The 24968-nt window shown below is 44.7% G+C and carries 27 protein-coding genes; 8 read left to right on the top strand and 19 right to left on the bottom strand.

Annotated elements, in window-relative coordinates:
- Positions 1 to 415: 415 nt before the first annotated feature.
- The 6 genes from NYR53_RS15660 to NYR53_RS15635 form a co-directional block, all read right to left on the bottom strand.
- Positions 416 to 1402: a beta-ketoacyl-ACP synthase III gene (locus NYR53_RS15660; protein ID WP_290428998.1), complete on the bottom strand. Its 987-nt coding sequence runs from the start codon at positions 1400 to 1402 to the stop codon at positions 416 to 418.
- Positions 1399 to 2403, bottom strand: a complete 1005-nt coding sequence (plsX, locus tag NYR53_RS15655) for a phosphate acyltransferase PlsX (protein WP_261305998.1) — start codon at positions 2401 to 2403, stop codon at positions 1399 to 1401. Before plsX ends, NYR53_RS15660 begins: the two co-directional genes overlap by 4 nt.
- On the bottom strand, positions 2387 to 3001 hold the full coding sequence (gene fapR / locus NYR53_RS15650; protein ID WP_029195322.1) for a transcription factor FapR: 615 nt from the start codon (positions 2999 to 3001) through the stop codon (positions 2387 to 2389). The genes plsX and fapR overlap by 17 nt, the downstream gene beginning before the upstream one ends.
- 119 nt (positions 3002 to 3120) lie before the next feature.
- Complete coding sequence (gene rpmF / locus NYR53_RS15645) at positions 3121 to 3294, bottom strand: 50S ribosomal protein L32 (protein ID WP_029195321.1); 174 nt, start codon at positions 3292 to 3294, stop codon at positions 3121 to 3123.
- 38 nt (positions 3295 to 3332) lie between these two features.
- The gene (locus NYR53_RS15640) at positions 3333 to 3839 is read right to left on the bottom strand and encodes a YceD family protein (RefSeq protein WP_261305997.1); all 507 of its coding nucleotides are present in this window, start codon (positions 3837 to 3839) and stop codon (positions 3333 to 3335) included.
- Between the two features lie 89 nt (positions 3840 to 3928).
- On the bottom strand, positions 3929 to 5053 hold the full coding sequence (locus NYR53_RS15635; RefSeq protein WP_261305996.1) for a SepM family pheromone-processing serine protease: 1125 nt from the start codon (positions 5051 to 5053) through the stop codon (positions 3929 to 3931).
- 126 nt (positions 5054 to 5179) lie between these two features.
- Between NYR53_RS15635 and NYR53_RS15630 the strand changes: the two genes are divergently transcribed.
- The gene (locus NYR53_RS15630) at positions 5180 to 6478 is read left to right on the top strand and encodes a nucleoside recognition domain-containing protein (protein ID WP_261305995.1); all 1299 of its coding nucleotides are present in this window, start codon (positions 5180 to 5182) and stop codon (positions 6476 to 6478) included.
- A gap of 5 nt (positions 6479 to 6483) precedes the next feature.
- Here the strand turns inward: NYR53_RS15630 and coaD are convergent, their stop codons facing one another.
- The 6 genes from coaD to NYR53_RS15600 form a co-directional block, all read right to left on the bottom strand.
- Positions 6484 to 6984, bottom strand: a complete 501-nt coding sequence (coaD, locus tag NYR53_RS15625) for a pantetheine-phosphate adenylyltransferase (RefSeq protein WP_261306390.1) — start codon at positions 6982 to 6984, stop codon at positions 6484 to 6486.
- A 34-nt stretch (positions 6985 to 7018) separates the two neighbouring features.
- Positions 7019 to 7576 (bottom strand): 16S rRNA (guanine(966)-N(2))-methyltransferase RsmD, encoded by a 558-nt coding sequence (gene rsmD / locus NYR53_RS15620; RefSeq protein WP_261305994.1) that lies wholly within the window; start codon positions 7574 to 7576, stop codon positions 7019 to 7021.
- A gap of 420 nt (positions 7577 to 7996) precedes the next feature.
- Positions 7997 to 8242, bottom strand: a complete 246-nt coding sequence (locus NYR53_RS15615; protein WP_261305993.1) for an RH3 domain-containing protein — start codon at positions 8240 to 8242, stop codon at positions 7997 to 7999.
- Positions 8229 to 8993 (bottom strand): ParA family protein, encoded by a 765-nt coding sequence (locus NYR53_RS15610; RefSeq protein ID WP_261305992.1) that lies wholly within the window; start codon positions 8991 to 8993, stop codon positions 8229 to 8231. The genes NYR53_RS15615 and NYR53_RS15610 overlap by 14 nt, the downstream gene beginning before the upstream one ends.
- Positions 8994 to 9193: 200 nt before the next feature.
- Positions 9194 to 10927 carry an AAA family ATPase gene (locus NYR53_RS15605; RefSeq protein WP_261305991.1) on the bottom strand — a complete coding sequence of 578 codons (1734 nt, stop codon included), beginning with the start codon at positions 10925 to 10927 and terminating at the stop codon, positions 9194 to 9196.
- A gap of 78 nt (positions 10928 to 11005) precedes the next feature.
- A complete protein-coding gene (locus NYR53_RS15600; protein WP_261305990.1) occupies positions 11006 to 11296 on the bottom strand; it encodes a hypothetical protein in 291 nt (96 codons plus the stop codon).
- 245 nt (positions 11297 to 11541) lie between these two features.
- On the opposite strand from NYR53_RS15600, the gene NYR53_RS15595 reads away from it, so the two are divergent.
- Positions 11542 to 11712, top strand: a complete 171-nt coding sequence (locus NYR53_RS15595; protein WP_154669629.1) for a hypothetical protein — start codon at positions 11542 to 11544, stop codon at positions 11710 to 11712.
- Positions 11713 to 11800: 88 nt separating this feature from the next.
- Here NYR53_RS15595 and NYR53_RS15590 read toward each other — a convergent pair whose 3' ends face one another.
- Positions 11801 to 12085 carry a hypothetical protein gene (locus NYR53_RS15590; protein WP_047672726.1) on the bottom strand — a complete coding sequence of 95 codons (285 nt, stop codon included), beginning with the start codon at positions 12083 to 12085 and terminating at the stop codon, positions 11801 to 11803.
- A gap of 182 nt (positions 12086 to 12267) precedes the next feature.
- Between NYR53_RS15590 and NYR53_RS15585 the strand changes: the two genes are divergently transcribed.
- A complete protein-coding gene (locus tag NYR53_RS15585) occupies positions 12268 to 12762 on the top strand; it encodes a GNAT family N-acetyltransferase (RefSeq protein ID WP_261305989.1) in 495 nt (164 codons plus the stop codon).
- A gap of 5 nt (positions 12763 to 12767) precedes the next feature.
- Here the strand turns inward: NYR53_RS15585 and NYR53_RS15580 are convergent, their stop codons facing one another.
- On the bottom strand, positions 12768 to 13802 hold the full coding sequence (locus tag NYR53_RS15580; RefSeq protein ID WP_261305988.1) for a WD40/YVTN/BNR-like repeat-containing protein: 1035 nt from the start codon (positions 13800 to 13802) through the stop codon (positions 12768 to 12770).
- Positions 13803 to 14018: 216 nt separating this feature from the next.
- On the opposite strand from NYR53_RS15580, the gene NYR53_RS15575 reads away from it, so the two are divergent.
- Both NYR53_RS15575 and NYR53_RS15570 read left to right on the top strand, forming a co-directional pair.
- Complete coding sequence (locus NYR53_RS15575; RefSeq protein ID WP_261305987.1) at positions 14019 to 15053, top strand: polysaccharide deacetylase family protein; 1035 nt, start codon at positions 14019 to 14021, stop codon at positions 15051 to 15053.
- 133 nt (positions 15054 to 15186) lie between these two features.
- On the top strand, positions 15187 to 16203 hold the full coding sequence (locus tag NYR53_RS15570; protein WP_261305986.1) for a CobW family GTP-binding protein: 1017 nt from the start codon (positions 15187 to 15189) through the stop codon (positions 16201 to 16203).
- 74 nt (positions 16204 to 16277) lie between these two features.
- Here the strand turns inward: NYR53_RS15570 and NYR53_RS15565 are convergent, their stop codons facing one another.
- Positions 16278 to 16736, bottom strand: coding sequence for a Fur family transcriptional regulator (locus NYR53_RS15565; protein WP_261306389.1), 459 nt, complete (start codon positions 16734 to 16736; stop codon positions 16278 to 16280).
- A gap of 157 nt (positions 16737 to 16893) precedes the next feature.
- Between NYR53_RS15565 and NYR53_RS15560 the strand changes: the two genes are divergently transcribed.
- From NYR53_RS15560 to NYR53_RS15550, 3 genes are all read left to right on the top strand, one after another.
- Positions 16894 to 17913 (top strand): permease, encoded by a 1020-nt coding sequence (locus NYR53_RS15560; RefSeq protein ID WP_261305985.1) that lies wholly within the window; start codon positions 16894 to 16896, stop codon positions 17911 to 17913.
- A gap of 26 nt (positions 17914 to 17939) precedes the next feature.
- Positions 17940 to 18968: a TIGR03943 family putative permease subunit gene (locus NYR53_RS15555; protein WP_261305984.1), complete on the top strand. Its 1029-nt coding sequence runs from the start codon at positions 17940 to 17942 to the stop codon at positions 18966 to 18968.
- A gap of 873 nt (positions 18969 to 19841) precedes the next feature.
- On the top strand, positions 19842 to 20738 hold the full coding sequence (locus NYR53_RS15550) for a transposase (protein WP_261305983.1): 897 nt from the start codon (positions 19842 to 19844) through the stop codon (positions 20736 to 20738).
- A gap of 476 nt (positions 20739 to 21214) precedes the next feature.
- Here the strand turns inward: NYR53_RS15550 and NYR53_RS15545 are convergent, their stop codons facing one another.
- From NYR53_RS15545 to NYR53_RS15530, 4 genes are all read right to left on the bottom strand, one after another.
- Positions 21215 to 22321: a CobW family GTP-binding protein gene (locus NYR53_RS15545; protein ID WP_367618651.1), complete on the bottom strand. Its 1107-nt coding sequence runs from the start codon at positions 22319 to 22321 to the stop codon at positions 21215 to 21217.
- An 89-nt stretch (positions 22322 to 22410) separates the two neighbouring features.
- Entirely contained in the window at positions 22411 to 22974 is a 564-nt protein-coding gene (locus tag NYR53_RS15540; protein ID WP_261305982.1) for a hypothetical protein, read from the bottom strand.
- A gap of 5 nt (positions 22975 to 22979) precedes the next feature.
- A complete protein-coding gene (locus tag NYR53_RS15535) occupies positions 22980 to 24143 on the bottom strand; it encodes a metallophosphoesterase (protein WP_261305981.1) in 1164 nt (387 codons plus the stop codon).
- A gap of 37 nt (positions 24144 to 24180) precedes the next feature.
- Positions 24181 to 24861 (bottom strand): SOS response-associated peptidase, encoded by a 681-nt coding sequence (locus tag NYR53_RS15530; protein WP_261305980.1) that lies wholly within the window; start codon positions 24859 to 24861, stop codon positions 24181 to 24183.
- Positions 24862 to 24968: the final 107 nt, after the last annotated feature.

The following is a 24968-nucleotide window of genomic DNA, read 5'->3' as shown; positions in this document are numbered from 1 at the left end:
ATAGCATCACTGGGAAACTTTTATTAGCTGCAAAACTTCCTCTATAGTGCATTTATCCTGCATAGCCCTCAGGTTCAGTTGAAAAGAAGAAAGATTTGTCGCTTCAAGACACATGAGCCTAAGGGATAGTGCTAATAGCTTCACTCGGAAAAGTTTTATCAACGCAATTTTTCCAGTTGATTACTCATTTTTCCAGCGTTACCCTCAAGTTCAGCAGAAAAGTAGAAAAGAAAGGTCTTTAAAACACCTGAGTCTTGGGGTAGTGCTAATAGCAACACCCGAAAACTTTTTCAGATGCAAGTATTTTCGGTTGACCTGCATTTATCAAGCGTAACCCTCAAGTTCAGTGGAAAAAGAAAAGAATGGTTATTTCCTAAACACCTGAGCCTAAGGGATAGTGACCGATAGTAACGGTCTACCAAACCAAAGCAGCTGCGCCCCATGTTAGGCCGCCGCCGAAGCCAACTAGCACGAGGCGGTCGCCTTCGTTCAATCTTCCCTGCTCAACTGCTTCTGCGAGAGCTACCGGGATAGAGGCCGCGGACATGTTGCCGTACTTGTCTAGGTTGATCATGCATTTATCGTCAGTCAGTTCTAGACGATTTAGTGAAGCTTGAATGATTCTCATATTCGCTTGGTGCGGTACGAGCAGATCGATATCTGTTTTTTCCCAACCTGCTTTGCGCAGCGCTTCATCAGCGGCATTGCCCATGATCCGGACGGCAAATTTGAAGACTTCAGCTCCAGCCATGTAGATGTAGTGCAAACGTTGGTCAATGGAGGCTTGTGAGGAAGGATTACGCGACCCGCCACCTTCAATTTTCAGGAGCGGACCTCCTGTGCCGTCAGCGCCCAGCTCAAACGATTTGAAACCTCTATGTTCAGGCACTTCCCCGATAACAACGGCTCCAGCACCATCGCCAAAAAGAATGCACGTGTTTCGGTCTGTATAGTCAGTAATTTTGGATAAACAATCTGCGCCAATGATAAGTGCATGTTTATATGTTCCTGTGGAAATGAAGTTAGAAGCATTAGCAAGTCCATATACAAAACCTGAACAAGCTGCAGACAAGTCAAAAGCTGCTGCTTTTTTAGCTCCCAGCTTCTCTTGGAGAATACATGCCGTGGAAGGGAATGACATATCAGGTGTAATCGTCGCTACTATAATCAAGTCAAGCTGATCTGCCGTAACCCCAGCATTTGACAGAGCAATCAATGCGGCTTCATAACAAAGATCAGACGTAGCTTGTCCTTCGGAGGCTATTCTTCTTTCACGAATACCCGTTCTAGTCACGATCCACTCATCATTCGTTTCAACCATGGTTTCCAATTCTTGATTTGTTAAAATTCGTTCTGGTACATATTTACCCGTTCCGAGTACCCCAACTGGTATTAAGTTCATGTTGTTATATCTCTCTTCCCGTGGCTAATTTCGGCAGATATCGTGCCAACCAAATCATTTTGCAAGGCTATTCTCGCTTGACGCACTGCATTCTTAATGGCATTCGCATCGGAGGAGCCATGGCTTTTTAGGACTAATCCATCAATACCCAAAAACGGGGCTGCCCCATGTTCATTATAATCCAACTTTTTGCGGAATTGTGTAAGTCCTGGTTTCAAGACAGCCGCTGCAAGTTTAGTGAAAAAGGTTTTGGTGAACTCTTGTTTCAATGCCGAGAAAATGGTAGACGCAGCACCTTCCAATGATTTCAGCATGATATTTCCTGCGAATCCATCGCACACGATGACATCGCATTTGGCACGAAGCACTTGTGAGGATTCGACATTTCCCACAAAATGAATAGGAGCTTGTTCCATTAAAGGATATGCCGTTTTCGTTAATTCATTCCCTTTGGTCGCTTCGGTACCCACATTCAACAGGCCTACACGTGGCTTGGCAATGCCATGCACTTTAGCGCGGTAAATACTGCCCATAATGGCGTATTGAATCAGCTGTTCCGCTGTTGCATCCATATTAGCTCCTAGATCGAGCGCAAGAACACCGTTTCCGTCCATAGTTGGAATCATAGGCGCCAGTGCTGGACGTTCAATCCCAGGAATTCTACCTACGACTAACAATCCAGTCGTCATCAAAGCACCTGTATTTCCTGCGGAAATCATGGCTTCCGCCTTCTTCTCACGTACTAGCCTTCCCGCTACCACCATAGAAGCGTCTTTTTTGCGGCGGACAGCCTTTACGGGTTCATCCTCTGCTTCAATGACTTCTTCCGTGTGATGGATCGTTAAGTTCGCTGGCCTTTCTGTGAGATGCGCTTCAATCGCGGCGCTGTTGCCGACCAGAATGATTTGTACATCTTTCCATTCTTTGGCCGCTGCGAGTGCACCTTCCACTACGATTTTAGGGGCATTGTCGCCTCCCATTGCATCAATCGCGATTCGCATGCAGCTTGTCCTCCCTATCTAGATGTTGCTCTTTCTTCGAATGAAAGATCACAAAGTTGCCTCGAAAAACCGTTTCATCGCCAACATATGAAAACACCTCGACTCTTGCTTTCCCTTTGGAAACGGAACGCACATAAGCTTTGGCGATACATTTCTCTCCGAGCTTTACAGAACGAATAAAACGGATGTCTGCAGAAGCTGTTAAAGCTATGGGATCGTCGATGACGGCAACCGCCAGGGAGTTCGCTTGCGAGAAAATATGATGTCCTCTTGCAATTTTGGTTCTTGAGAAAACATGTTCTTCTTTAATTTCAAAAATCGAGATACCGCTTTGATCGAGCTGTAAATCAATCACTTCTCCAATAATTTCATCAATTGGCAGTGAGCGTACATGATCATACGTTTTGACCGCCATATGCTTCATTCGTTCCCGCAGCTCAGGAATGCCGAGTTCCAACCGATCCAAGCGAACGGTTTGGATACTGACCTGAAACGTTCGCATCAGTTCCTCGTCTGTCATAAAAGGATTAGCTTCAATGGCTTGAAGCAATTGCTGCTGCCTTTGTCGTTTAGGAAGGCGTTCGATGGCGAGCACCACCTTATCTCGTGAGATCTCATCTTATTACCAGATACTAAACTGTAGTATATTAAATTTATAGCCAAAAAGAAAGCAAAAAAAATAGCACCTCACACTAGGATGAAGTACTATGTCCAATCTTATGCTTTTACGATCTCTCTACCTTTGTAAGTTCCGCAAGACTTGCACACGCGGTGTGCTAGCTTCAGTTCTCCACATTGTTCACATTTCACCATGCCTGGAACTTCCAATTTAAAGTGAGTACGGCGCTTGTCGCGACGAGTTTTGGACGTTCTTCTTTGAGGTACTGCCATATTCAAAACACCTCCTTATACGAATTTCGGGCGTTGCCTTATTCTTTGTTAAAAAAGTCCGCGAGACCTGCAAGCCTAGGATCAATCTTCTCCTGCTTACAGCCGCAATCACGTTGATTGCGATTCTCTCCGCACACGGGACAGAGACCTTTGCACGCTTCGTCACAAAGTGGTATGTACGGTAAACCGACCACTACATTTTCTACAACGTAAGGCTCCAAATCGACTTTATCTCCTACCACCAAATGAATATCCTCGTCTAAATCCGGATCTTCTTCTTCTGGTTTTTGCATAAAGACTTCCTCAAAAGGAAGTTCGATTGTTTGGTTAGTGTGCGATAAGCATCGTGAACAGCTTAACTCCAAGTCTAGCGTTAACGTACCGTTAACTTTTACTGCTCCATCTTCATACACGGCTTGAAGATCGACGTGTACGGGACCATGACCAAGGATATCTTGACGTCCTTCAAAAGGTTCGGTCAATGTTAATTCTTCGGTCATATGAACCTGTCCTTTAAGAGATAGCTCCATAAAACGAATTTGCATGTGTATTCACCCCAAACAAACAAAGATTATTATATCCAGTTTGCATGCCTTTTGTCAATTTAAATTATATTATTTTCACTGGATCTAGCTTATTTCGGAGGCAATGCTGCTAGAAATTTGAGCGCATCTTCCATGGTGCCGATTTCGACAATTTTCATTTTGGTCTTAATTTGATTGGCTCTCTCGACAGCCGTTGTGTAATTCTCAACTTTGGTACCATCTTTATAAGTCATATCTTTGGGTGCAAAGAAATAATCGGCCTTTTCCCGATCCGCGGCAATGATCTTATGCTGAATACCGCCAATTGGACCTACAGTGCCGTCGCTTTCAATCGTCCCTGTTCCTGCAATGCGATAACCTTTGGTAATATCATCTGCCACGAGTTGATTGTATATCTCTAAGGAGAACATTAGTCCAGCAGAGGGACCGCCAATCTCACCAGCCTTAATAGATACTTGTTGGTCCTCTTGGTCTGCCTTTACAGCCTGCATATCCGCTGGTACAACCCCAATGCCGGCCCGCGACTCGCCCTGCTCGCCCTCCTGCTTAGGAAGCGCACCAAGGGTCAACGTAGCTTGCTGTTCGACTTTTTTCCTAGAATACGTGATTGATATTGTATCCCCAGCCTTTTTACCTTTAAGTGAGTCTAGTAAATCTTGAGCGACCTTCACTTCTTTATCTCCAGCTTTTAGAAGCACATCTCCCGGTTTGAGAGCCTTTTCTCCAGATAGGCCAGGCAGCGTCTGGAGCACCATAACCCCTTCATGATTGATATGAAAAGGTATTTTCGCTTGCTTATATGCCGCTTGAATAGCACTCGCTTGAGATGTCAACATAACATACTCTTGACGCTGTGAATATTCTTGCTCCGATTCACCCTTACGTAAAACACTCGTTTTGGGCTGAATCTCTTCATAAGGATGTACGAGACCGATTAAATAATTGACCATGTTGGCATCGGCAACTCGCACTGTGGTTAGCATCAGCGTTCCCTTTTCGTCACCAGTGCCTTTGGGGATCGTCACCATCGGTTTAATTTCTTCCGCTGTCCCTGGCATGAATATAAAAAATGGAAGTCTCACAAAAAATAACAAATAAACAATGACAACTCCGACTAATGCGGATATTAAATAACGCCTAGTCGCCGATCTTCTCGGATATTGATATGAATCATTCGACCATGTTCGAATCGTATTCTCTTCTTCGTTCTCCATGCAGGTTCCCCTTCCTGATGCCTTATACAAGTGGTGTCTTTTCCTTTACCTGACAAGCGAAAGCTTGGTCTAAACCCGCATCCTCTAGCGTACAATTGAAGCATGTTTAAAGGACGAGGTGATATTATGCAGCCTAAGAATGTAAGATCCAACTCCAAACTCACAACGCTGGTACTGGGGTCTTTGGCTGCCCTTGTAGTCGTGTCTATCATTTTATTCCCGGACAAAGCATTTCAGTCTTCGCTCGAGGGACTTACAATTTGGTGGAAGCTTGTCTTCCCAGCACTGATGCCTTTTCTCATTATGACCGAGCTGTTAATCGGTTTTGGCGTTATTCAAGGGATAGGCATTCTTCTGGAGCCGCTGATGAGAAATGTATTCCGTCTTCCCGGTGTAAGTGGATGGGCGCTAGCCTCTGGCCTTATAGTAGGATTTCCTACTGGAGCCAAAATTACAGCTACTCTGAGGGAAAAAAAACTCATCTCCCAAACAGAAACAGAACGTTTAACGGCACTGTCCCATTTGTGCAGCCCCTTATTCCTGATTATGGTTGTAGGTGTCGGCTTTCTGCACAGCGCTAGGCTGGGCTTCATACTTGCAGTAGTCCATTATAGCTCGGCTATTTTAACAGGAATTTTGATGAGAAAATCAAAAAAAACAGAGCAGCCCATATCTGACTCTCATGAATTCCAAATAGCCACTTTACGGCCTAATCATCAAGCATCCAGTTCCATCTGGAAACTCGCCATATCAACGATGCGCCAAGCTTATTTACACGACGGACGTCCTTTCGGTAAGCTGCTTGGGGATTCGGTAACCTCTTCCGTGCAAACCTTAATGCTAATTGGCGGTTATATGATGATTTTTTCCGTACTGATTAATGTAGTTAACATAACTCATCTGACGGATGTCTTTCGACCCGTCACACACTATTTACTTGGTTTTATGAATGTCCATATCGATACCACACCTCAGTGGCTCAAGGGGATTCTGGAAATTCATCTGGGCGCCTATGCATTTAGCCAAGCACAAGGCCTCTCCTTACTTCCGCAAATGGCGCTTCTAAGCGCTTTTCTTGGCTGGGGAGGCTTGTCTGCTCACGCGCAAGTTGCTGGCTTTCATCAAAAAACAGATGCTCGTTACCTATTCTTCTTCCAGTTCCGTGTTCTGCACGCTGTACTCGCTTCAGTCTTTACCGTTCTGTTTTGGAAGCCTCTGCAGCTGCTCTTGCTGGATTCTGAGCCCAGTTTTCTTTGGTTAGACAAAGCCAAAAGCGAATATCCTACGGTTGCCTTTCCATTGAACGGCGAATCGGCATGGGGCCTGTTGGGACCTATGCTGATTCAGTTCCTTCTATTATTCACTTTGATGATGTTTATTTCAACGGTTCTGAGAACTTTCAAAAAGAAAACGATTGATTCATAACCCCATTAGATTCGAGGGAATTTCTTTTTCAATGCTTCTTCCACCTCAGCTGGAACTAGATCTTCCACCGGTCCGTGAAACTTAGCAATCTCCTTCACAATACTTGAACTCAAGTATGAGAACTGAGGCTTCGAAGTCATGAAGAAAGTTTCGACATCTGGATTCAGCTTGTGATTCGTCGACGCCATCTGCAATTCATACTCAAAGTCAGAGACCGCCCGAAGCCCACGAACAATTAGACGCACGTTGCGAGCCTTCATATAATTAACCATCAAATCTCTAAAACCATCCACCTCTACATTCGGCAAATCCTTGGTCACTTTCCTAATAAGCTCCATCCGTTCTTCCAATGTGAACAGAGGATTCTTGGACGTGTTATTCAGTACAGCTACAATCAACTTATCAAACACCTTTGCCGCTCTATGTATAATGTCAAGATGGCCGTGTGTCACAGGATCAAAACTGCCTGGATAAACGGCAACTGTGCTTCCGTGTTCTTGCCTCATCATGCTGTTCATCTCCTTAAAAACTTGCTCGTATTTATTCTGCTGATCTTTTGTAAATCGTGACGGCGGTATCTCCGTAATCGGATCTTCGCTGCTGTTTAAACCCACCAATGGTGTCATCGAGGACATCCTTTGCATCGTGCTCTACAACTATCGTGGCATTCAATTTAATGATCGACTGCTCTTCCATCTTACTGATCAGCTCCGCGATAAATTTCATTTTGTACGGAGGATCGAGGAAGACAAGTTCAAATTGCTGCTCCCGCTTCGCTAACGCTTTCAAAGCCCGTGTAGCATCCGTTCGGTAGATCTCGGCTTGGTCCTTGAGACCTGCGGTTACTAAATTCTGCCCAATCGTGTCGATGCTTTTCTTCTCGATATCAATGAAGACAGCCTTATCCATCCCGCGGCTAAGCGCTTCAATCCCGAGTCCGCCTGTACCGGCGAATAGATCAAGCACTTGTCCTCCATCAAAATAAGGACCGATCATACTGAAGATCGCCTCTTTCACTTTATCCGTTGTTGGCCGGGTGCTGTTACCGGGTACAGCTTTTAACGGCCTGCCTTTGGCGGTGCCTGAAATCACTCTCATCTTACGTATTTCCCTTCTAGCTGGCTCATTCTTTTGCTATCGTACCACAAGCTCTAATCGGACACAAAAATTTTATCCCTGTGATGTATAAATTTCCCGTAAAACGGTCATCCTTGAACTATCGACATCAGAGAATGTCGTAGACAACCGCGGAGAAGACTTACGTTTCCCCATAAGCTCTTCGTCCGGTTTCTCCTCTCCCATGAGGCGGCTGCGCAAGCAGTCGCCGTTATTATTTATAATACAGTTTACTAAAACCCTTATTCTATAAGGGTTTTTTCGTTAAAACAGGACCTAGAATGTATATAGTACAGCTTGGATTTTTAGCACATGATGACCGATTAGTGACCAAATTATAAAAAGCCTATTAGCGTGTCGCGGTTGTCGTGCAGTCTGTAAAATGAACGAATCCCCACTGGCCTAGTCGACCGGTGGGGTATTCTTATGTCTTCGCATATACTCTTTCACGGCCTCTACCACAACATCTACCATCTTCTTATTCTCTTTCGCGGCGAATATCTTTAACTCAGTATGGAATTGATCATCGAAATCAAATGTTGCTTTTTTCTTATTTACAGGTTTCTGTATACCTGTATTTACAGTTTCCTGTATTTCTTGACTCCGCCGTTTTCCTAATAACTGTTCAATCGCATCACGCTTGGACACGCTGCTCCAGCTCCTCGACAAAATTTCTATAATTTCTTAGTGCCGATGTATCCATATTACTGTATTCCTGTATTCCTGTAATAGAAAACTCCTTGATTCTATTTCTTCGCTTTATTTCCGCTCTAAACACAACTCCCTCGTATTCTCTCCTTACCCTATCAATGATTGTTTTATCAATGATTGTTCTAGAATCGATCATTGTTGGCAATATGCCGCATAAAACAAGGTCCAGCTTTTTAACCTCTTTGATGTGAATCATTGTTGCGATGTATCTGTCCAGCGCGTCATAACACATTGGTTCGCATTGTAGCATGACGATTGCATAGTCTGAAGCCACTAATCCATTAATAGTGTGTTCTCCGAGATTTGGAGGTAAATCAATAAGTATGTAATCGTATCTGGACTTTACTTTATGTAGTGTATCTCTCAAAATGGTCGAACTCATTGAAGGATTTTGATGGATAAGCATGGGCAAAGTTGCAAGCATTTCGTCAGCCGGAATGAAGTGAAGGTTGTAGGTTAACTTGCGGATGTAGGGGGTGGGATTCATGTTTTTACATGCCTCAAAAATAGTCATTTTGGAGTAATCGTGTATATCTCGTTGAGTAAGAAACTGTGTCAAATTACCTTGGCTATCGAAGTCCACACAGAGAACCTTGTACTTCTTAGAGAGGAGATACCCCGTGATGGCTGTGGTTGTCGTTTTGCCAACACCGCCTTTTTGATTACCGATTGAAATAATGGCTCCCATAACCCATTCCTCCTTATTTCTGTAAACCTTTATTCCTGTATATAGTTCTACAATTGATCTATTTAATAGGGGGTCATGCACAGTTCGATAAACGAAAAAAGCCCAAGGGAAAACTTACCCTAGAGCCTTTGTTTTGTTTATTTATTATAAAATATAGGCGACTAAGCAAGCAGTCGCCGTTATTATTTTATAGCGCTTGTTTATTCGGAATCCTTCGTATCATTGGCATCCTCTTCTGGCAGCTGTTCCTGAGCAACTTGGGCGGGGGAATCGATAACCGTCTGGGACTTTACCTCAGTTGGCTCAGGCCGGCTACGGCCATACAGCCGTACATAGATCTGCTCAATCTCCTCGCCGGTGAGATCCCCTTGTTTTAGTAACTCCTCAGCAATGGTGTGAACGAAGTCAGCGTGTTCCCTTACTAGATTTTTTACTTGGAGCATCTGATCCTTCAGAAGCTCGTTAATTTTTGGCCGGAGTGCCTTAAGTGCATCGGCCCGCGAGCCCGTTGCAAGCCAACTGAACAGTTCATCGCCCATACCGACCATTCCGAGGTAAGCGCCGGCCATCTCGGTAGCCTGCTGCAGATCGGAGGTGACACCGTTTAATTTTTTTTCTAAGAACTCCTCTTCCACTGCCCGGGCTGCCAGACAGACTTGGATCTCCGCTAAGATCTCACTATCGCTTCGGTTATACCGTTCATGCATTGGCTTGGTGGCAGCTAAACCTAGCGCGCCGCCACGGCGGATGATCGTCACTTTCCAGACCCGGTCGTGGGGCTTTAGTAGGTACTGGGCCACCGCATGGCCGGCCTCATGGTAGGCAACATTCCGCTTCTCGTCGTCTCTCATGGAACGGAGCGGCTGTTTGAGTCCCCACTCATAGGTCTCCATGGCAGCCCGGAAGTCCTCGTAACTGGCTTCTTGGGCTCCCCGTTGGTGGGCGATAACAAGCGATTCATTAACGATATGTTTGATCTGCGCAGGGCTATAGCCGACTGTATCGAGTGCCGCTGCTTCCGGAGTTAACGAAGAGTCCCGTTTCACTTTCCGGAGATAGTACTGGAAGACGTCTACCCGACCATCATAGTCGGGGGTATCGACCCAGAGCTGCCTGTCGAAGCGGCCGGGCCTGAGAAGAGCGGAGTCGAGTACATCAGGCAGGTTGGTCGCTGCGACCGTCAGCACCGCTGGCCGTTCTGCCTTCTTGCGCCGCAGCCCCAACGAGCGAAGCATCTTGGAAATCTTGGAGTTGTCGATATTCGGCGGGTCCATCTGCAGGAGCAGCTCGTTGAGCAGGCCAGAGCCGCCACCCATGCCGAACATGCCTCCTCCTCCAGCTCCGGACTGTCGACTCATCCCAATAGCGTCAATCTCGTCGATGAAGATAATGCAGGCTCCGTACACAGTCGCCAGCTTCCGGGTCTTCTTGTAGAGGCGCATCACCTTCAGGTTGCCGACGCCGAAGAACATGTTTTGAAAGCTGGGAGCCGAGGCATAAGCAAAAGGCACCTGTGCTTCGTTTGCAATCACCTGAGCCAGGTAGGACTTACCGGTGCCAGGAGGACCGCAGAGCAGCAAGCCTCTGATCGCCTCGCCACCCATTTCCTTGAACTCCTTTACACCTTTGAGCAGAGTGACGATTCGTTTGGCATTCTCAACGATTTCGGGGTTACCCCGGTAGTCATCCCAAGTGGCCCCTGTCTCTCCAGGCAAAATCCAATACGTGCGTCCACGGGCTAGGAACCAGAAAAGGGCTACGAACTGGACAATCATGAACATTATGGCAAAGAGCAGCTGCATCACAATACCGATAATAGTCAATGCGATATTCCAAGATGTCGGGCCTCCTGCCCATAACAGCATGCCGGTTAAGACGAGCGCTGCGACCCATAGGATGAATGTTCGCCACTTTATCCACTGATATCTCTTCATGGACTCACTTCCTTTAAGACGGTTTGTATTATTCTATGAAAACCATAGGCCTCCCATGAAGGAAGGCCACAGTCTTATTTATTGAAATTTTCTTTTAATGTCCAATAAATACTTGAGAATTGCAGCGATACCTCCAACGAAATAAAAAATAATAAGAGTCCACCTTGTTGGATCTGTTGGAATCAAGGATAAAACAATCTCTAATGGCAGAACAATATATAGGACATCTTTCAAATAACCTAATACAAAAGTTGGATCAAAAGAGCCTTTCCAAAATGATTGGAAAAAGGCGATTAGAAAATCAATGATCATTAATCCAAATATGGCCCACATGGTGTATATCATCCAGTCTGCAAGTGTAAATGTCATTTATCTCACCACCTTCCTACATACTATGCTAGGAATTCTGACATGATACTGTTTTTGATCAATCAAACTGGAACCAAGTTGTCCGATACCGCTTTTACCGAGGCAAGATGCACCTAGTTATTTTTTATTAGCAAAAAATTAAGACCTTGTATTCCCTCCTGTGTACTTCATGTGATATGATAGAAACAAGAACATACATTCTCTTTATTTCGCATTCATCTTACAGTCAGAAAAGAAGGTATCCTATGCAAGATCACACAATTTTTGAGCGTTTGCGTAACAAATATGCGGATGAAGACAGGGCCAAGCTGGTCATGCTGCAATTAAGAACGTTAATGGAGCAGAAGAAAAAGAAGAAATGGTATCAAAAATGGATGAAGCCGACAAAAACGCAGCCATCGAGTTGGAACGAATAACAGGATGAGTTTAATTGAAGAAAATCAGGAATATAAAAATAGAAGCTTTCCATTAGTAGTAGAACTACTGAGGAGAGCTTCTTCGCCTTTAGTTGCTTCTTTTTCGTGAATAATACAATACACCGAGATAATGCGCTCCTGTAAATAGAGTAAGAATTCCAAAGAACAGCAGGAACCCTCCTTCACGATCACGGAAGAAAAATTGCAGAACGAAAAGCGCAAGTGATATTTCGCTCCAGAGCAGCGTTCTTCTTTTGAGCTGGGTCAGATCTGCCGTAGATCTGCTTATTTTGCGAAGATTCATGAATGTAAGACCAGCGAGTACGATTACGCCAATGACGATCACGAGAATGTAACTTGAATTGCCCGACATGTGACTCCCCCTATTTCCGATGTTGAACTTTATCTTCTATTAATAGTAAGACATTATATCTAAGATACATGGAATATGGGTGGATGTCTATTTAGAATTGTCCCTTTTAAAAAGGATTTTAGCTTCTTCCGTTGAACATATTTGAATGTGTTGTCTAAATCTCACAGCGAGGAGCTTACACCATGTCCGCCCTAATATTTAAAGAATTAGAAGAGTCTGACATTCCCCTTCTGATGGATATTTACAATTATTTTGTCATGCATACGACTGTTTCTTTTCACACGGAGCCCGTAGAACTATCAGAATTTACGGAGAGTGTTATTCATCCTAACCCGCGTTACCAAACTTATGTAATAACATGGGATGGGAGCCTTCAAGGATATGTACAAGTCATGCCGCACAAGAAAAAGCAAGCCTATGATACCACCGGGGAAGTGACGATCTATTTGCATCCGGCATGCACGGGCAAAGGATTGGGCTCGGCAGCCATTCAGTACATTGAATCTGTTGCCAAAGAACGCGGCTTTCACGCTCTGGTCTCCACAATTTGTGCGGATAATACACCTAGCATTCATATGTTTGCGAAAAACGGCTATACACAGTGCGCACATTTCCGTGAGGTTGGTTTTAAATGGGGCCAATTTCTCGATATCGTTACCTATCAGAAAATCATATAAGAGGTTTATGGCGTTAGTAAACGCCAGTTCAACCCGCCGTCTGTCGTTCGCCACAAATCTTTAGCATCCAGAAGCCAGCCGCTAGTCGCTGTAGGAAAACCTAGGTATAAACTTTCAGCTAGCGGCTGGAATGTGCTAGGAAATTCGTGTTGGCTCCACGTTTCGCCTCCATCAAATGTCCGAAGGAATTGCCATGTTTTTTCACTACTTTGTGGATTTGTTTGCAAGAGAATGAACCCATTTTTAGAATCAGCAAAAGAAATGGCCTGCGGCGTAAGGATACTCGGCATCCTGCCTGTTTCTTGCCATGTCTCCCCGTCTGTCATGTGATACAGTATCGATACCTCTTTATCCTTCTTACTGGGCTCAATAAACCAACCCTCCATAGTTGAAAGGAACGTAAACACACCCTTTTCTTCAATGGGCATGGAGATACGGCTTGATGCGGACCAAGTCAACCCCCCATCTTGTGTACAAAGGAGCATCATCTCTTTACCGCTCTGGAACGCAATCAACCCTTGATGTCGGTCAAAAAAGCGAAAAAACAGCTCTTCTCCATTAGTCTCTAATCCAGGTAAGCCTTTTGCGATTACCTCCCACGTTTGACCACCGTCCAAGGTTAATCGTAGTTCTGATTTATCATTTGAAGCTTCACTTGCAAGCAGCCAACCCGTTTGAGAATCAAAAAAAGAAATCGCAATTGGCTTGATTGTACGAGGTAATCTACTCAGAGCCCGCCAGGTCATCCCACCGTCACTGGATTTCAAAAATTGGAGATCACGAGTGCTCGAAGCAACACCATAGCCATGAAGCGCATCCACGAATGAGATCACTTTGGTTGGTTTTAAGTTCATAGGGTGAACTTGATCTTGAATACCAATTCTTTCACCTGGAACGACCGAAAAATCACTGTCATGTTTTTGAGTTGGAGACGTTATTTGATCGGGAGACGGAGTCAAGACTCCTTCATGAAAACAACCTGCGCACAGCAGAAAAACCAGCAGCACAACTAATTTTTTGTTGCTTATCAAGGCTGTCATGAACTCATCCCTCTCCTTTCTCTCTGCTTATTCTGCTTTGGGTATATGTAATGACGGTCCATCATCCAAAATAGTTCATGTCCACTTGCTACATCGAGAGCATACGGATATTTCTCAACAGGCTGCAGACTCTTTGGATTCCGTTATTTTCACTGGATAGGATGTCCCTTATTAACAAAAGCTAGAGCATATTGATAATGCTCGGAGGGGATTGCCATGACCAGATGGCTTTGGTCCATCGCCATCGCAGGCTTGTTAGCGACAGGCTGCGGTGTGTCAAAAAATAAGCCTATTTACGATCAACGCTCTACGCAAAATACTCATGTAGAAGAACAAGATTTAACAGCTGATTCTAGTGCCCGCAACGACGAAATGGATACTGAGCATCTTGCGAGTCCGAGGAGCATGGATAGTCCACTCTCTGCTGGAACACCCACGACTTCAGCTCAACCTGAAGCAGCATCTACTGCTTTAACGCCCAAACCTTCGCCCAAGCCTAGCCCAAAAAAAGCAGCCGTACATCCAGAATCTTCTAAGAAACCTTCCGTTCCTGTTCAAAAAAATCAAGGCCAAGCCAGAATTTCTCAGAAGAAGCTTACGCTCTCTCAACTGGTCGTGAAATATCCAGATACCTTCAAGGTACGCGGCTCTGCTCAGGAAAAGAAAGTAGCTTTAACCTTCGATGACGGGCCTGACACCCGATTTACACCTAAAGTGCTTGATGCCCTCAAGGCGAGCCAAGTGAAAGCAACCTTTTTCGTGCTTGGCTCCCAAGCAAACGCCCACCCCGATATGATTAGGCGGATTGTCAATGAAGGCCATATCATCGGGAACCACTCCTACAGTCATGCGAACCTGCCAAAGCTGACGGCGGACAAATTTCAAAGTCAGATTATGAGCACGGAAAGCGTGCTGCAAAGCTTAATCGGCTACGCTCCTAAGTTAATCCGCCCTCCGTACGGCGCGATAAATGAAGAGCAGGTCAGATGGATTGCTGACCACCATTATTTGATTGTGAATTGGAATGTCGATTCTCTTGACTGGAAATCGCTGAACTCCGATCAGGTGCTGAACAATATCATGCAGCAAACGAAGCCTGGTTCTATCATCCTTCAGCACTCCGGAGGTGCTGATAGCCAGGATTTGTCCGGGACGGTACAGGCCATCGGACCGTTAATTAGTAAGCTTAAAGCAGCTGGATACTCGTTTGTAACCGTACCTGAGCTGCTTCATGTCGCAAAAAGCAAATAAGCCGGAAGCGCATCCTGAGGGTGCGCACCCGGCTTATTCTTTTGCAAACTTATCCTTGCAGCCAGCCCAATTTTATACTACAATTCAATTCGTAATAATTACTTTTTAATCCCATGGCGAAGGAGTCCTTGTTTTGAGCAAAGTTCCCGTTATCGTACTGAGTGGATTTCTAGGCAGCGGCAAGACAACATTGCTTATCCGCATGCTTCAAGAAGCTGCCTCTTTTAACCTCAAACCAGCTGTTCTTATGAATGAGCTTGGGAAACAAGATGTAGACGGCCATCTGCTCCAAGAAGCCTCTCCTGATGTTAACATGGCCAAATTGCTCGATGGCTGCATCTGCTGCAGTAAGAAAAGTGATATTAGTGATTCCATTAAACAACTGTTAGTGCGCAAGCCTGACGTCATTCTCATTGAATTAACCGGTGTTGCCAACCCAGAGGAAATCGTTGATGCATTGACCGAGCCCGCACTACTTCCTCATGTGAAACTACATAAAGTCATCACCATACTTGATGCCGAAAACGTACTTGAATATAACAGTATTTTTGCCTCGGACCGAGAGCTTGTCCATACACTTCGTAGACAGATGGAAGTAGCGGATCTTCTTATTCTGAACAAAATCGACTTAATCTCTGATAAACAACAGAAGTCCATCGAAAAAACAATTCGCAAATTCAATGAACGTTCTTCACTACTGCCAACCGCACATAGTCAATTCGATTTAGAGCTTATTTTCGGCACTCTCAGTCCACAAGAATCGCAATCCACCGTCTCGCCGAATTTCAACAAAAAGTTTCAGTTTCAAGCTATTAAACCTGCACAGCCGCCAAGTGAAACTTCCAATCACGCTCGATCTTTCTCACGTATTCAGACAATTACAATCCCCATGGATGAAGACCTTGCTTTGTCACAGCGCATTGTGGAACGTTATTTAGCAAAATGGGGCTCTATACTTCTTCGCGCGAAAGGCTATTTGATAATTGGCGCTAAGCACGAATCCTTTGTTATGCAATTCGCAGGCAAACGCACGAACTGGCAGCAGACCACTTTCCAAGGAGCGCCTTATCTCGTCCTCATAGGTATGGATCTGGATGCAAAAACCCTCGAAGATGACTGGCAAAAGCGATTAACGGAATCCCAACTATAAAAGCAATGCATACCAAAAAAAGCAGTTCCGCTGAGTTCATCTTCAGCAGACTGCTTTTACTTTTCCTTGACTTTTTAGTGCAGCTCCGAAGAGGGAGATATGCCCGACTTACAATCTGAGCAATATCCAAATATCTCAAAACGATGGCTTTGAATTTCAAAACTCTCCGGCAAATCCTTCACCATCTTCATCGGACAGAACTCGAAGGTGACCGTCTTTTCACAACTGATACAAATCATGTGGTGATGATGATGGGATAAACAACTCGCCTTGAATTTCAAGCCATCCGCCAAGTGAAACTGCTCCAGAACACCCATCTCACTCAACAATCGAAGATTACGGTAGACGGTGTCAAAACTCACACCAGGATATTTAACTTTCATGTATTCATAAACGTCTTTTGGCGACAAATAACTTCCGGATTCAGCGAATAACGTTGCCAAACTTCTGCGCTGCTCAGTAATTCTCCATCCTTGCTGAGCCATAGCCCTTAGCATCTCGTCAATCGTATGCGTATGAGTGCCCACTTGCATTACCCCTCTGTCATAAATTGTTCTATTAACATAGTGCAGCAAATGGACCTCTTGCGTCAAGTAGATGAACACCTCGTCATTAACAAAGTTGTCCTATTCCCCTTTCATTCATCATAGGTTACAATAGTAATAATTATGATTAAGGAGCCTTCATCAAATGCCTACTACTGTCTTTAGAGCGAGCATGCATGTTATATTCGCGATCTGTTTCCTTTTAATTGTGCTTATCCTTCTAAACAACGACATGCCTACACTTTCTCTGCTAACAACTGAACGCATTCAAACTTTCAAAACTTTGTTCATCAGCATCCTATTAGAAGCCATTCCCTTCATTTTACTAGGTGTACTGCTTTCATCCTTGCTCCAAACATTCGTATCCGAACAAACCATACGCCGCTTCATTCCCAAGAATCCTATTCTTGGCATCCTGTTCGCCTGCGTTTTAGGCATCCTATTCCCAATGTGCGAATGCGGCATGATTCCTGTCGTTCGAAGATTAATACTCAAAGGAATGCCCGTCTATATCGCAGTCGTTTTCATCATAACCGGCCCCATCATTAACCCTATTGTATTCGCGGCTACATTCATGGCTTTCCGAAATCATCCCGCAATTGCTTATTCCCGCATGGGACTTGCTTTTGCAGTTGCCATAATAATCGGACTCATCCTCTACCGTTTTATCAAAAGTAATCCGCTGCGTATTAGCCGCGCCAACTTTTCCAGTGAAGAAGCGTTGGAGGGTCATCAGCACCAGGGTGGCAGCATAACCAGTAAGTTAAATACATTTTTCGTTCATGCTTCTGATGAGTTTTTCGAAATGGGTAAATATCTCGTCTTTGGCTCCCTGCTCACCGCACTGATTCAAGTTTTTATGCAGCGCGAAAGCCTGCTTGCCATTGGTCAGGGCCCTATCAGTTCCCATTTGTTTATGATGGGCTTCGCCTATATTCTTTCTCTATGTTCCACATCAGACGCTTTTGTCGCTTCATCTTTTCAAACGTCATTTACGTCTGGTTCACTGCTTACTTTCTTGGTTCTCGGCCCCATGCTTGATTTCAAAAGCACACTTATGATGCTTTCCGTTTTCAAATCCAAATTCGTACTCCTGCTTTCGGCATTAATTCTTATCACCGTGCTGGGTTGTTCACTGCTTTTGGAACGCTTTTCTAACTTTTAAAGTCATAAAATCTAGGAGGAATTGACATGAGCGAAATCCGATTAATAAGCTTTCATTATTTCTTTCGTACGTTAATATTACTTGGTTTTTCCAGCTATATCGTAATCCTCACCAAGACAGATGCCCTTCAATACTACATAGCTCCGCGTATGATGATTTATGTCAAAATCGCCTCCGTTATCCTTTATATCATCGCCTGCTTTCAAGGTTATATGGCACTGCGTGCTTACTGGGGCAAACCAGTTGCCTGCGAATGTGAACAACCGGTTTCTCGTTCAACCCTGCGCAATACAGTTGCTTACGGACTGCTCATTCTTCCGCTGTTAATAGGTTTCCTGCTGCCTAATACAGCATTAAGTAGTGCTATGGTAGCTGCCAAAGGGATGAATCTCTCTGCTGCGAAAGCTAGTATAGCCAAACAAAATACAGACCTGATCACCGATAATGGTACCTCATCAGGAGGGAATGCGTCCAATCAGGGAATTGCGGCTGCTCCAAACCCTTCATCAGTTCCATCTGTGAACAATAGTACAGCTAACAGCCCTGTTCCTGCTTCTAGTACAGAGACTCCAGCAATCGCTAAATCCGATGCCGAGCTCCAAAAGATGTTCCACGCTGATAACGAGTGGGATGAAGATTTTTCCAAAATAGGCATGATCCTTTATAAAAAAGACACCATCGTCGTAAAGCCAGAAGTATACATGGAAATCCTTTCGTCCATTGACCTTTTCAAAAACAACTTCATAGGCAAAAAAATCGAACTCACCGGCTTCGTCTACCGCGAAGAAAACATGCCAAAAAGCCAATTCGTCGTCGGACGCTTTGCTGTAAGCTGCTGTTCCGCTGATGCTACCCCTTACGGAGTCATGGTTGACTTCCCGACCGCTCAAAGCTATCCCAAAGACATGTGGGTAAAAGTCACAGGTACCATCCAAAACGGCAGCTACAACGGAAACGAAATCTTCACCATAAAAGCAACCCAAATCGAAAAAACCGCAACCCCAGACTCACCGTATATATACCCAAACTTCGAACCGCTCAAAGAGCTTAACTAGTCAGCACAACGAACGCTAACCAAAGCCCAAAAACCGTCAGGACCACCACTCATGATCCTTGACGGTTTTTTCTTTACCTTGCGGTTGTCCTATTAAGATTAAATGTTCCTGTTCCAGTTCGATTATGTTCTTAATTTTAATTGCTTTATTGTTCTTTACTTAACCAACACGCATCAGCCCTAGCTCATACCTCTGCTCCGCACTCCTCATTTCTCACCTCCTCAATCCTCACTTCTCACACCTCCTCCCCCTCACTCCTTACTCCTTACTCCTCACTCCTCACTCCTCACTCCCCACTTCTTACTCCTCACTCCCCACTCCCCACTCCTCACTTCTTACTTCTTACTTCTTACTCCTTACTTTTCCTTACCATATTTTCACTTTTTTCCACAACCAGGAATCATCTCCACCTATACATTAACTTCCAACTCGTATATAGACACTATCCCCACTACTCATTAAGTTTATATATCCACCGAATTCTTTGTTCTAAATCGCTGCTCAGATCCGATAGAATTTATGACTCTCATACTTTGAAATATTATTTTAATCACCGACTTCTTGTATTCTTTCAAAAATAAGTCTTTCCACAGGCCATAATCCTCATTTTGATCATATACCCAAACCATAAGATTAAAACTCTTTTTGCTAAGACTCTCATTCTCCTGACTAACCTTCATCCCCTGTACCCGTTTTCCGCCTACTTTATAACTAATTGTTACTTTATTTAATTTGCTATACCCTGATTAATAATTTCACCCTCATACTTAAAAATACAAAAGAAAAGTAGAAATTAGAGTTGATATAAGAACAAGTATTCGATATAATAAAATAGAACAAATGTTCTTAACACGGTCGAATTGAGGTGTCATAATGGGGACAAACTATCATTTACCAAGCACCCTAGAGCAGTTTCAGCAGCAATTCCCCACTGAAGAAGCTTGTATAGATTTCTTTTTCTCAACAAAATGGCCCTCTGGTTTTTCTTGCCCTCACTGTGGGCATTCGCATGCCTATATAACAAGTACACGTCGACTTCCTCTCTATGAATGTCTTCAGTGCCATCACCAAACATCCCTTACAGCTGGAACTATAATGGCAGGTAGCCGCACGTCTTTACATAAATGGCTTACAGCTATTTTTCTGATATCGCGCACGGAGGAGGGCACGAATGCTGTTGCGCTCTCCAAAATTATTAGTGTCACCTACAAAACAGCCTGGCTCATCCTCCACAAAATTCGTCACGCCATAAGTACAGCAGACCAAGGCACATTACTCTCAGGTATCGTCCAAGTAAACTCTGCCGTCTATGGAAAGCCGTATAATCCTTACTTCCGCAACCATCCACAGGAACACTATCTTCTAGCAGGTTCCTCCCTTAACATTCAGGGCGAGCATTCCTATATCAAACTCAAACTTGTCCCTAAAATATATGTAAAAGATAAGCTTTTTCAACGCTCCGCGACATTGGACTTCACCCAACGACATATCGAATCTCATACAAGCAACATCGAATTTATTACTGGCCGCTTTAGTTCCAAGAGATTTCGCACTCTCATTGATTACGCTGCACAGGCCGGTAAATTTATTAACAACACTTTCCATGGCATTGGCCAAAAGTATCTACAACACTACTTGGATGAGTTTTGCTATAAGGTAAATCTCACTCTACAGAAAACACCCATCTTTCAGCATTTGACCCGCTTATGTACCGCACTTCATCCCAAGTTAAGCTTTTTCAGTCCCCAAGATACACCCATGTGCGCCTAATAACAAGTGTATTTATTACAATGTATCTTTAAGCGTCCTATCTTGTAAGATAATTGGTTTTGCATTAACCAAGCTATTTGAGGTAATGTTCACTAGGTTTCTTTGTCGATATACATAAGCAGAATACAGATGGGAGTTTTTAGTCATCACTACACCCTTACTACTTTACTGTAGCCTGAGGCAAAGGGATAGTGGGATAGTTGGCGTACATAGTTGGTGAGAGGTACTAGGATAGTACTCTTTTACTTAGGCGATTTTTGCACCTGAGCCAACGGGATAGTGATCATAGTCCCCCGCCAGAAAATAAGCATGCCCCCACATAACAAGTAACCCTTATCACTCCGCCCTCTGCTTTCTGAGCCAAAGGGATAGTGGCTACAGTGGCTCCTTAGGCTATTTCCAACCCGTGCGCTACCAAGACTATTAAAAAAAGAATCCGCAGCTTGGTCGCTGGGACTCTTTTGATATTGCATTGCTTATTTTACAGCTATTTCGGAATGGGATTCCAATTTGAGCAATTCTGTTCGGACTGCGTCTTTGGAGAAATTCTCTCCGATAAATACGGCAACGTCTGGTACATCGCCTTTGGGAGTGATTTTGACGAAATCCATTTCTCTGTAAGCATATTGAAACAAGAACCGGCTTGAGGTATCAGAAAAACTGAGAATCCCTTTAGCACGGTAAACCTCTTGCGGTAGCTTACTGACAAACTCTTCGAATGCGTTGCTATCTACTGCCCGCTCAAAGAAGTGTGTATACGCCATCACATGATTGTGCGAATGATGATGGTGACTGTCATGCGCATGATCATGGCCTTGATGTAGATTATCGCGAGATTCATGTGGCTCATGATCCTCAGACGAATGGGTCGCATGGCGGACGTCATGATCTCGATCGGCGTTATGCCCTTGCTCTTCTTCCAGCATTTCGATGAGTCTCATGTCGATTTGACTGAACACGGTGTAGTGTATAGATGCATATGGATTCCATTCGCGTACTAGAGCATCTACTTCCTGGAGCGTCGCTTCCTGTAACAGATCTGCCTTGTTCAGTAAAAGTAAGTTCGCACAACGGATTTGTTCCTGCATAAGCCGGTAGGTCTTGCCTCGGCTTGTCCGGCTTAACTCCAGCAATTGCGGTGCATCCACTACGGTGATGACGGCTTTGAGCTCCACTGGGAGTATAAGCGAAGCATCTGTTACTTCATCAATGATTTCCATTGGATTCGCGATACCTGTAGATTCTATGAAAATCAGGTCAGGCTGCTCTTCAGTCACAAGTTCTTTGAGCGCCGTTGCAAGATCTCCTCGGCTCGAACAACAAATGCAGCCGCCCAGCAGTTCAGACATCGGTACTTCATTGGCAATTAATTGCCCATCCAGATTAACTTCACCAATCTCGTTCATAATGACTGCGGGTTTACGTCCTGCTTCGGTAAAGTGATCAATTGCCTTCGTTAATAAGGTGGTCTTGCCGCTTCCGAGGAATCCGGATAATATATACACGGTAACTCTTTTGTGTGCTGCCATACTCATTCTACCTCCGTCAAGCAGTATGATAGCAAATGCTTCTAACCTGCTCATAATTGATTTCTCTTCTATTATTCGTAATTATTACTCTTAAGTCAAGGGGATCCAACTTTTCCTTAGATTTGGGCATGTTGATTCCTTGATTATGTTTCTGTTATTTCAGAGGACTTTTGCTTCACTTCGAATTTAGTAAAAAGGATCGGCCATTTCCCTACAAGCTGGACAAGAAAGGGAAATAGTTTTACCCACAACAGGCTGTTTACCCGATCAGTTGGCTTGAGCGGAAGCTCTAGTCGATCGTAAAGGATTGTCGCAGCTTCTTCGACAAGTGCTAGCGCCAGATCCGTGGGAGCAGCTGCGTAGACTTCTTCCAACCGCGGAAGATAGTGCTGACTAATGGGTTCCGCTAAGTGATGCTCAGACAAGTTGTCTGAACCCATCACTTCCCCCATTCCTAAGCTGACGAGACGTGCCACGTCTGCATCGAAAGCATGGGGAATGCAGTAAATTTCCAACGCTAAAGCTGCTATATAGATCTCCCTTAATAACTCATCTTCTTTAGACTCGGATAATACGGGATCTTTTAGGTAGGCCGTAACGGCCGGTTTGATTGTGTCCCAGCTATTTTCAATGCTTTTCATTGTAAACTGCATCATTGCTGCAGCTAGCTCTGTAGGTGTAATTTGTTTTCTGTCTGTCTCTTGCATGCTGATTAACCCTCTTCTCTCTCGTTACTTTTAAAATGAATGATGAGTTCAATAATTTCTGAGCGACTACCTAGACGAATGGGTGGTCCCCACGTACCAAAACCTGAGGAAACGATAGCATGAAGGTTGCCTTTACGCAAGTAGCCCCAATCCAGCTCAAAGAGCCTTCTTGTTATAAGGTGATTAGGCGCCATTTGACCTCTATGTGTATGACCTGATAGCATCACATCTGCACCAGCATCGGCTGCTTTGTCTAGGTGGTAGGGTTGATGGTCCATCACGATTATAGGTTGTCTGGAATCTGTGCCATCCAGCAATGCAGCCAACGCTTCACGTCCATCAGGCGTTCGCTCGGCCGCTTTATCTTTTCTCCCAACGATGTAAAGCCGTTCCTTGATATGAACGGTTTCGTCCATGAGCACACGAATGCCGATCTGCTTCATTTGTTCCACGAAGGCAGGAATATGTCCGCCAATGTACTCATGATTACCGAGCACAGCATAAATCCCTAGTGGAGCTTGCAGTTCTCGCATGGTTTTACCCATATTGTAGCGGATAAACGGCTTAATATCATCGTCAATGACATCCCCCGGCAGAAGAATCAAGTCCGGTTTTAAGCCATTGACTTGCTCTACAAGCTTACGCAGATGGCGGTTTCCGACAATTGAGCCCAGATGGATGTCGGAGGCCACTGCGATGCGAAGCTGCTCCCAGTCTCCCGCTTTTTTGGGAACCGTAATCTCATATCTGCGTATAACAGGGCTCCGTGCATTATAAGAACCACGAATCATAGCGATGAGTAGAATCCCTACATTGATCCAACCGAGAATCGGAACGTATGTATTTGAAGGAATGGATGCCAAATGGAACACGCCAATCGCCAAATCAGTAAACGGCAGCAGCAGAACTCCAAATTGCATGATGGCAAACCAGTAGGAGCCGATAATTTTTAATAATCGGGACACACCGGCAGGCAGTACCCGCGAGCTTACCCATGCTAATAGATATGACAAAGCGATAATCCAGAAGGCAACCCAGTATAGTGCCGGATAAAACCAAGAACCTAGTTGGTCGGATAGAAAGACTTGACCGTGCCAACCTATGTAGCCATTTACACCAAAGACAATAATGAATATAAATGTGATGCTTATTGCCATACGAACTTTCATGCGGTAACTCTCCCATTCTGTTCTCCAAGCCAGCTCTTCATATGAGCAGGCTTAACGGTTCTATACATAGTTCATCGTCGTTGCGAACATTGCCCACTCGGCTTGACACTGAATACGCAAACATTTGCTCAGCCGGATACGGTTGCAATAATGGTCGTAGCGTGTCGGTGTTTGTGATGCTGCGATCCAGCCAAACCGCCTCCATCTCTCTCGGCAAAATGACCGGCATACGCTCATGAATATCCGCCATCATTTCGTTCGCTTCCGTTGTAACGACGGTGCATGTAGAAATGCGCGTGCCATCCGGAGATGTCCACGTGTCGTACAGCCCCGCCATACTAAAGATGCCTTTGCTGCGCAGCATAATACGCATCGGCTGCTTATGCTTACCTGTCCCTTTCCAGTCGTAGAAAGAGTCCGCCGGAATCAGGCAGCGCTTGCGCTCAAACGGCTTGCGGAAGGCCGGCTTGTCCGCGAGCGTCTCAGCTCGTGCATTGAGCATCCGGTAGCCTAGCTTCTCGTCCTTAGCCCACTCTGGAACGAGCCCCCAGCGCAGCTCCCCAAGCTTATTCTTCTCCCCGTCATGGACGATCGCCATGACTTGCTGTCCAGGTGCTATATTATATTTGGGGCTGTATTTTCCAGAATATTTGTAATAAATATCATAATGAAGCATAAGCTCCTCTAGCGTCACGGTGATCGTATAGCGTCCGCACATTCGTGCACATCTTCTCCTTTGCATCGTTCTCCCACATGAGAACTAATTCTTTTAGCTGCTGCAACACTCTTCCTCCATTATGAGAAAAAGAAGTACTCACGTCAATT

Source organism: Paenibacillus andongensis, from assembly GCF_025369935.1.
In the GTDB taxonomy this organism is placed as follows: Bacteria; Bacillota; Bacilli; order Paenibacillales; family NBRC-103111; genus Paenibacillus_E; species Paenibacillus_E andongensis.
This window is presented reverse-complemented; position numbering and strand designations above follow the sequence as displayed.

Bases quoted from the DNA above. Each gene is read 5' to 3' on its own strand.
- NYR53_RS15660 (WP_290428998.1), bottom strand. From the start codon at position 1,402: ATGAACTTAATACCAGTTGGGGTACTCGGAACGGGTAAATATGTACCA.
- plsX (WP_261305998.1), bottom strand. From the start codon at position 2,403: ATGCGAATCGCGATTGATGCAATGGGAGGCGACAATGCCCCTAAAATC.
- rpmF (WP_029195321.1), bottom strand. From the start codon at position 3,294: ATGGCAGTACCTCAAAGAAGAACGTCCAAAACTCGTCGCGACAAGCGC.
- NYR53_RS15640 (WP_261305997.1), bottom strand. From the start codon at position 3,839: ATGCAAATTCGTTTTATGGAGCTATCTCTTAAAGGACAGGTTCATATG.
- NYR53_RS15635 (WP_261305996.1), bottom strand. From the start codon at position 5,053: ATGGAGAACGAAGAAGAGAATACGATTCGAACATGGTCGAATGATTCA.
- NYR53_RS15630 (WP_261305995.1), top strand. From the start codon at position 5,180: ATGCAGCCTAAGAATGTAAGATCCAACTCCAAACTCACAACGCTGGTA.
- coaD (WP_261306390.1), bottom strand. From the start codon at position 6,984: ATGAGGCAAGAACACGGAAGCACAGTTGCCGTTTATCCAGGCAGTTTT.
- rsmD (WP_261305994.1), bottom strand. From the start codon at position 7,576: ATGAGAGTGATTTCAGGCACCGCCAAAGGCAGGCCGTTAAAAGCTGTA.
- NYR53_RS15610 (WP_261305992.1), bottom strand. From the start codon at position 8,993: ATGGGAGCCATTATTTCAATCGGTAATCAAAAAGGCGGTGTTGGCAAA.
- NYR53_RS15605 (WP_261305991.1), bottom strand. From the start codon at position 10,927: ATGAAGAGATATCAGTGGATAAAGTGGCGAACATTCATCCTATGGGTC.
- NYR53_RS15600 (WP_261305990.1), bottom strand. From the start codon at position 11,296: ATGACATTTACACTTGCAGACTGGATGATATACACCATGTGGGCCATA.
- NYR53_RS15595 (WP_154669629.1), top strand. From the start codon at position 11,542: ATGCAAGATCACACAATTTTTGAGCGTTTGCGTAACAAATATGCGGAT.
- NYR53_RS15590 (WP_047672726.1), bottom strand. From the start codon at position 12,085: ATGTCGGGCAATTCAAGTTACATTCTCGTGATCGTCATTGGCGTAATC.
- NYR53_RS15585 (WP_261305989.1), top strand. From the start codon at position 12,268: ATGTCCGCCCTAATATTTAAAGAATTAGAAGAGTCTGACATTCCCCTT.
- NYR53_RS15580 (WP_261305988.1), bottom strand. From the start codon at position 13,802: ATGACAGCCTTGATAAGCAACAAAAAATTAGTTGTGCTGCTGGTTTTT.
- NYR53_RS15575 (WP_261305987.1), top strand. From the start codon at position 14,019: ATGACCAGATGGCTTTGGTCCATCGCCATCGCAGGCTTGTTAGCGACA.
- NYR53_RS15565 (WP_261306389.1), bottom strand. From the start codon at position 16,736: ATGCAAGTGGGCACTCATACGCATACGATTGACGAGATGCTAAGGGCT.
- NYR53_RS15560 (WP_261305985.1), top strand. From the start codon at position 16,894: ATGCCTACTACTGTCTTTAGAGCGAGCATGCATGTTATATTCGCGATC.
- NYR53_RS15555 (WP_261305984.1), top strand. From the start codon at position 17,940: ATGAGCGAAATCCGATTAATAAGCTTTCATTATTTCTTTCGTACGTTA.
- NYR53_RS15550 (WP_261305983.1), top strand. From the start codon at position 19,842: ATGGGGACAAACTATCATTTACCAAGCACCCTAGAGCAGTTTCAGCAG.
- NYR53_RS15545 (WP_367618651.1), bottom strand. From the start codon at position 22,321: ATGAGCAGGTTAGAAGCATTTGCTATCATACTGCTTGACGGAGGTAGA.
- NYR53_RS15540 (WP_261305982.1), bottom strand. From the start codon at position 22,974: ATGCAAGAGACAGACAGAAAACAAATTACACCTACAGAGCTAGCTGCA.
- NYR53_RS15535 (WP_261305981.1), bottom strand. From the start codon at position 24,143: ATGAAAGTTCGTATGGCAATAAGCATCACATTTATATTCATTATTGTC.
- NYR53_RS15530 (WP_261305980.1), bottom strand. From the start codon at position 24,861: ATGTGCGGACGCTATACGATCACCGTGACGCTAGAGGAGCTTATGCTT.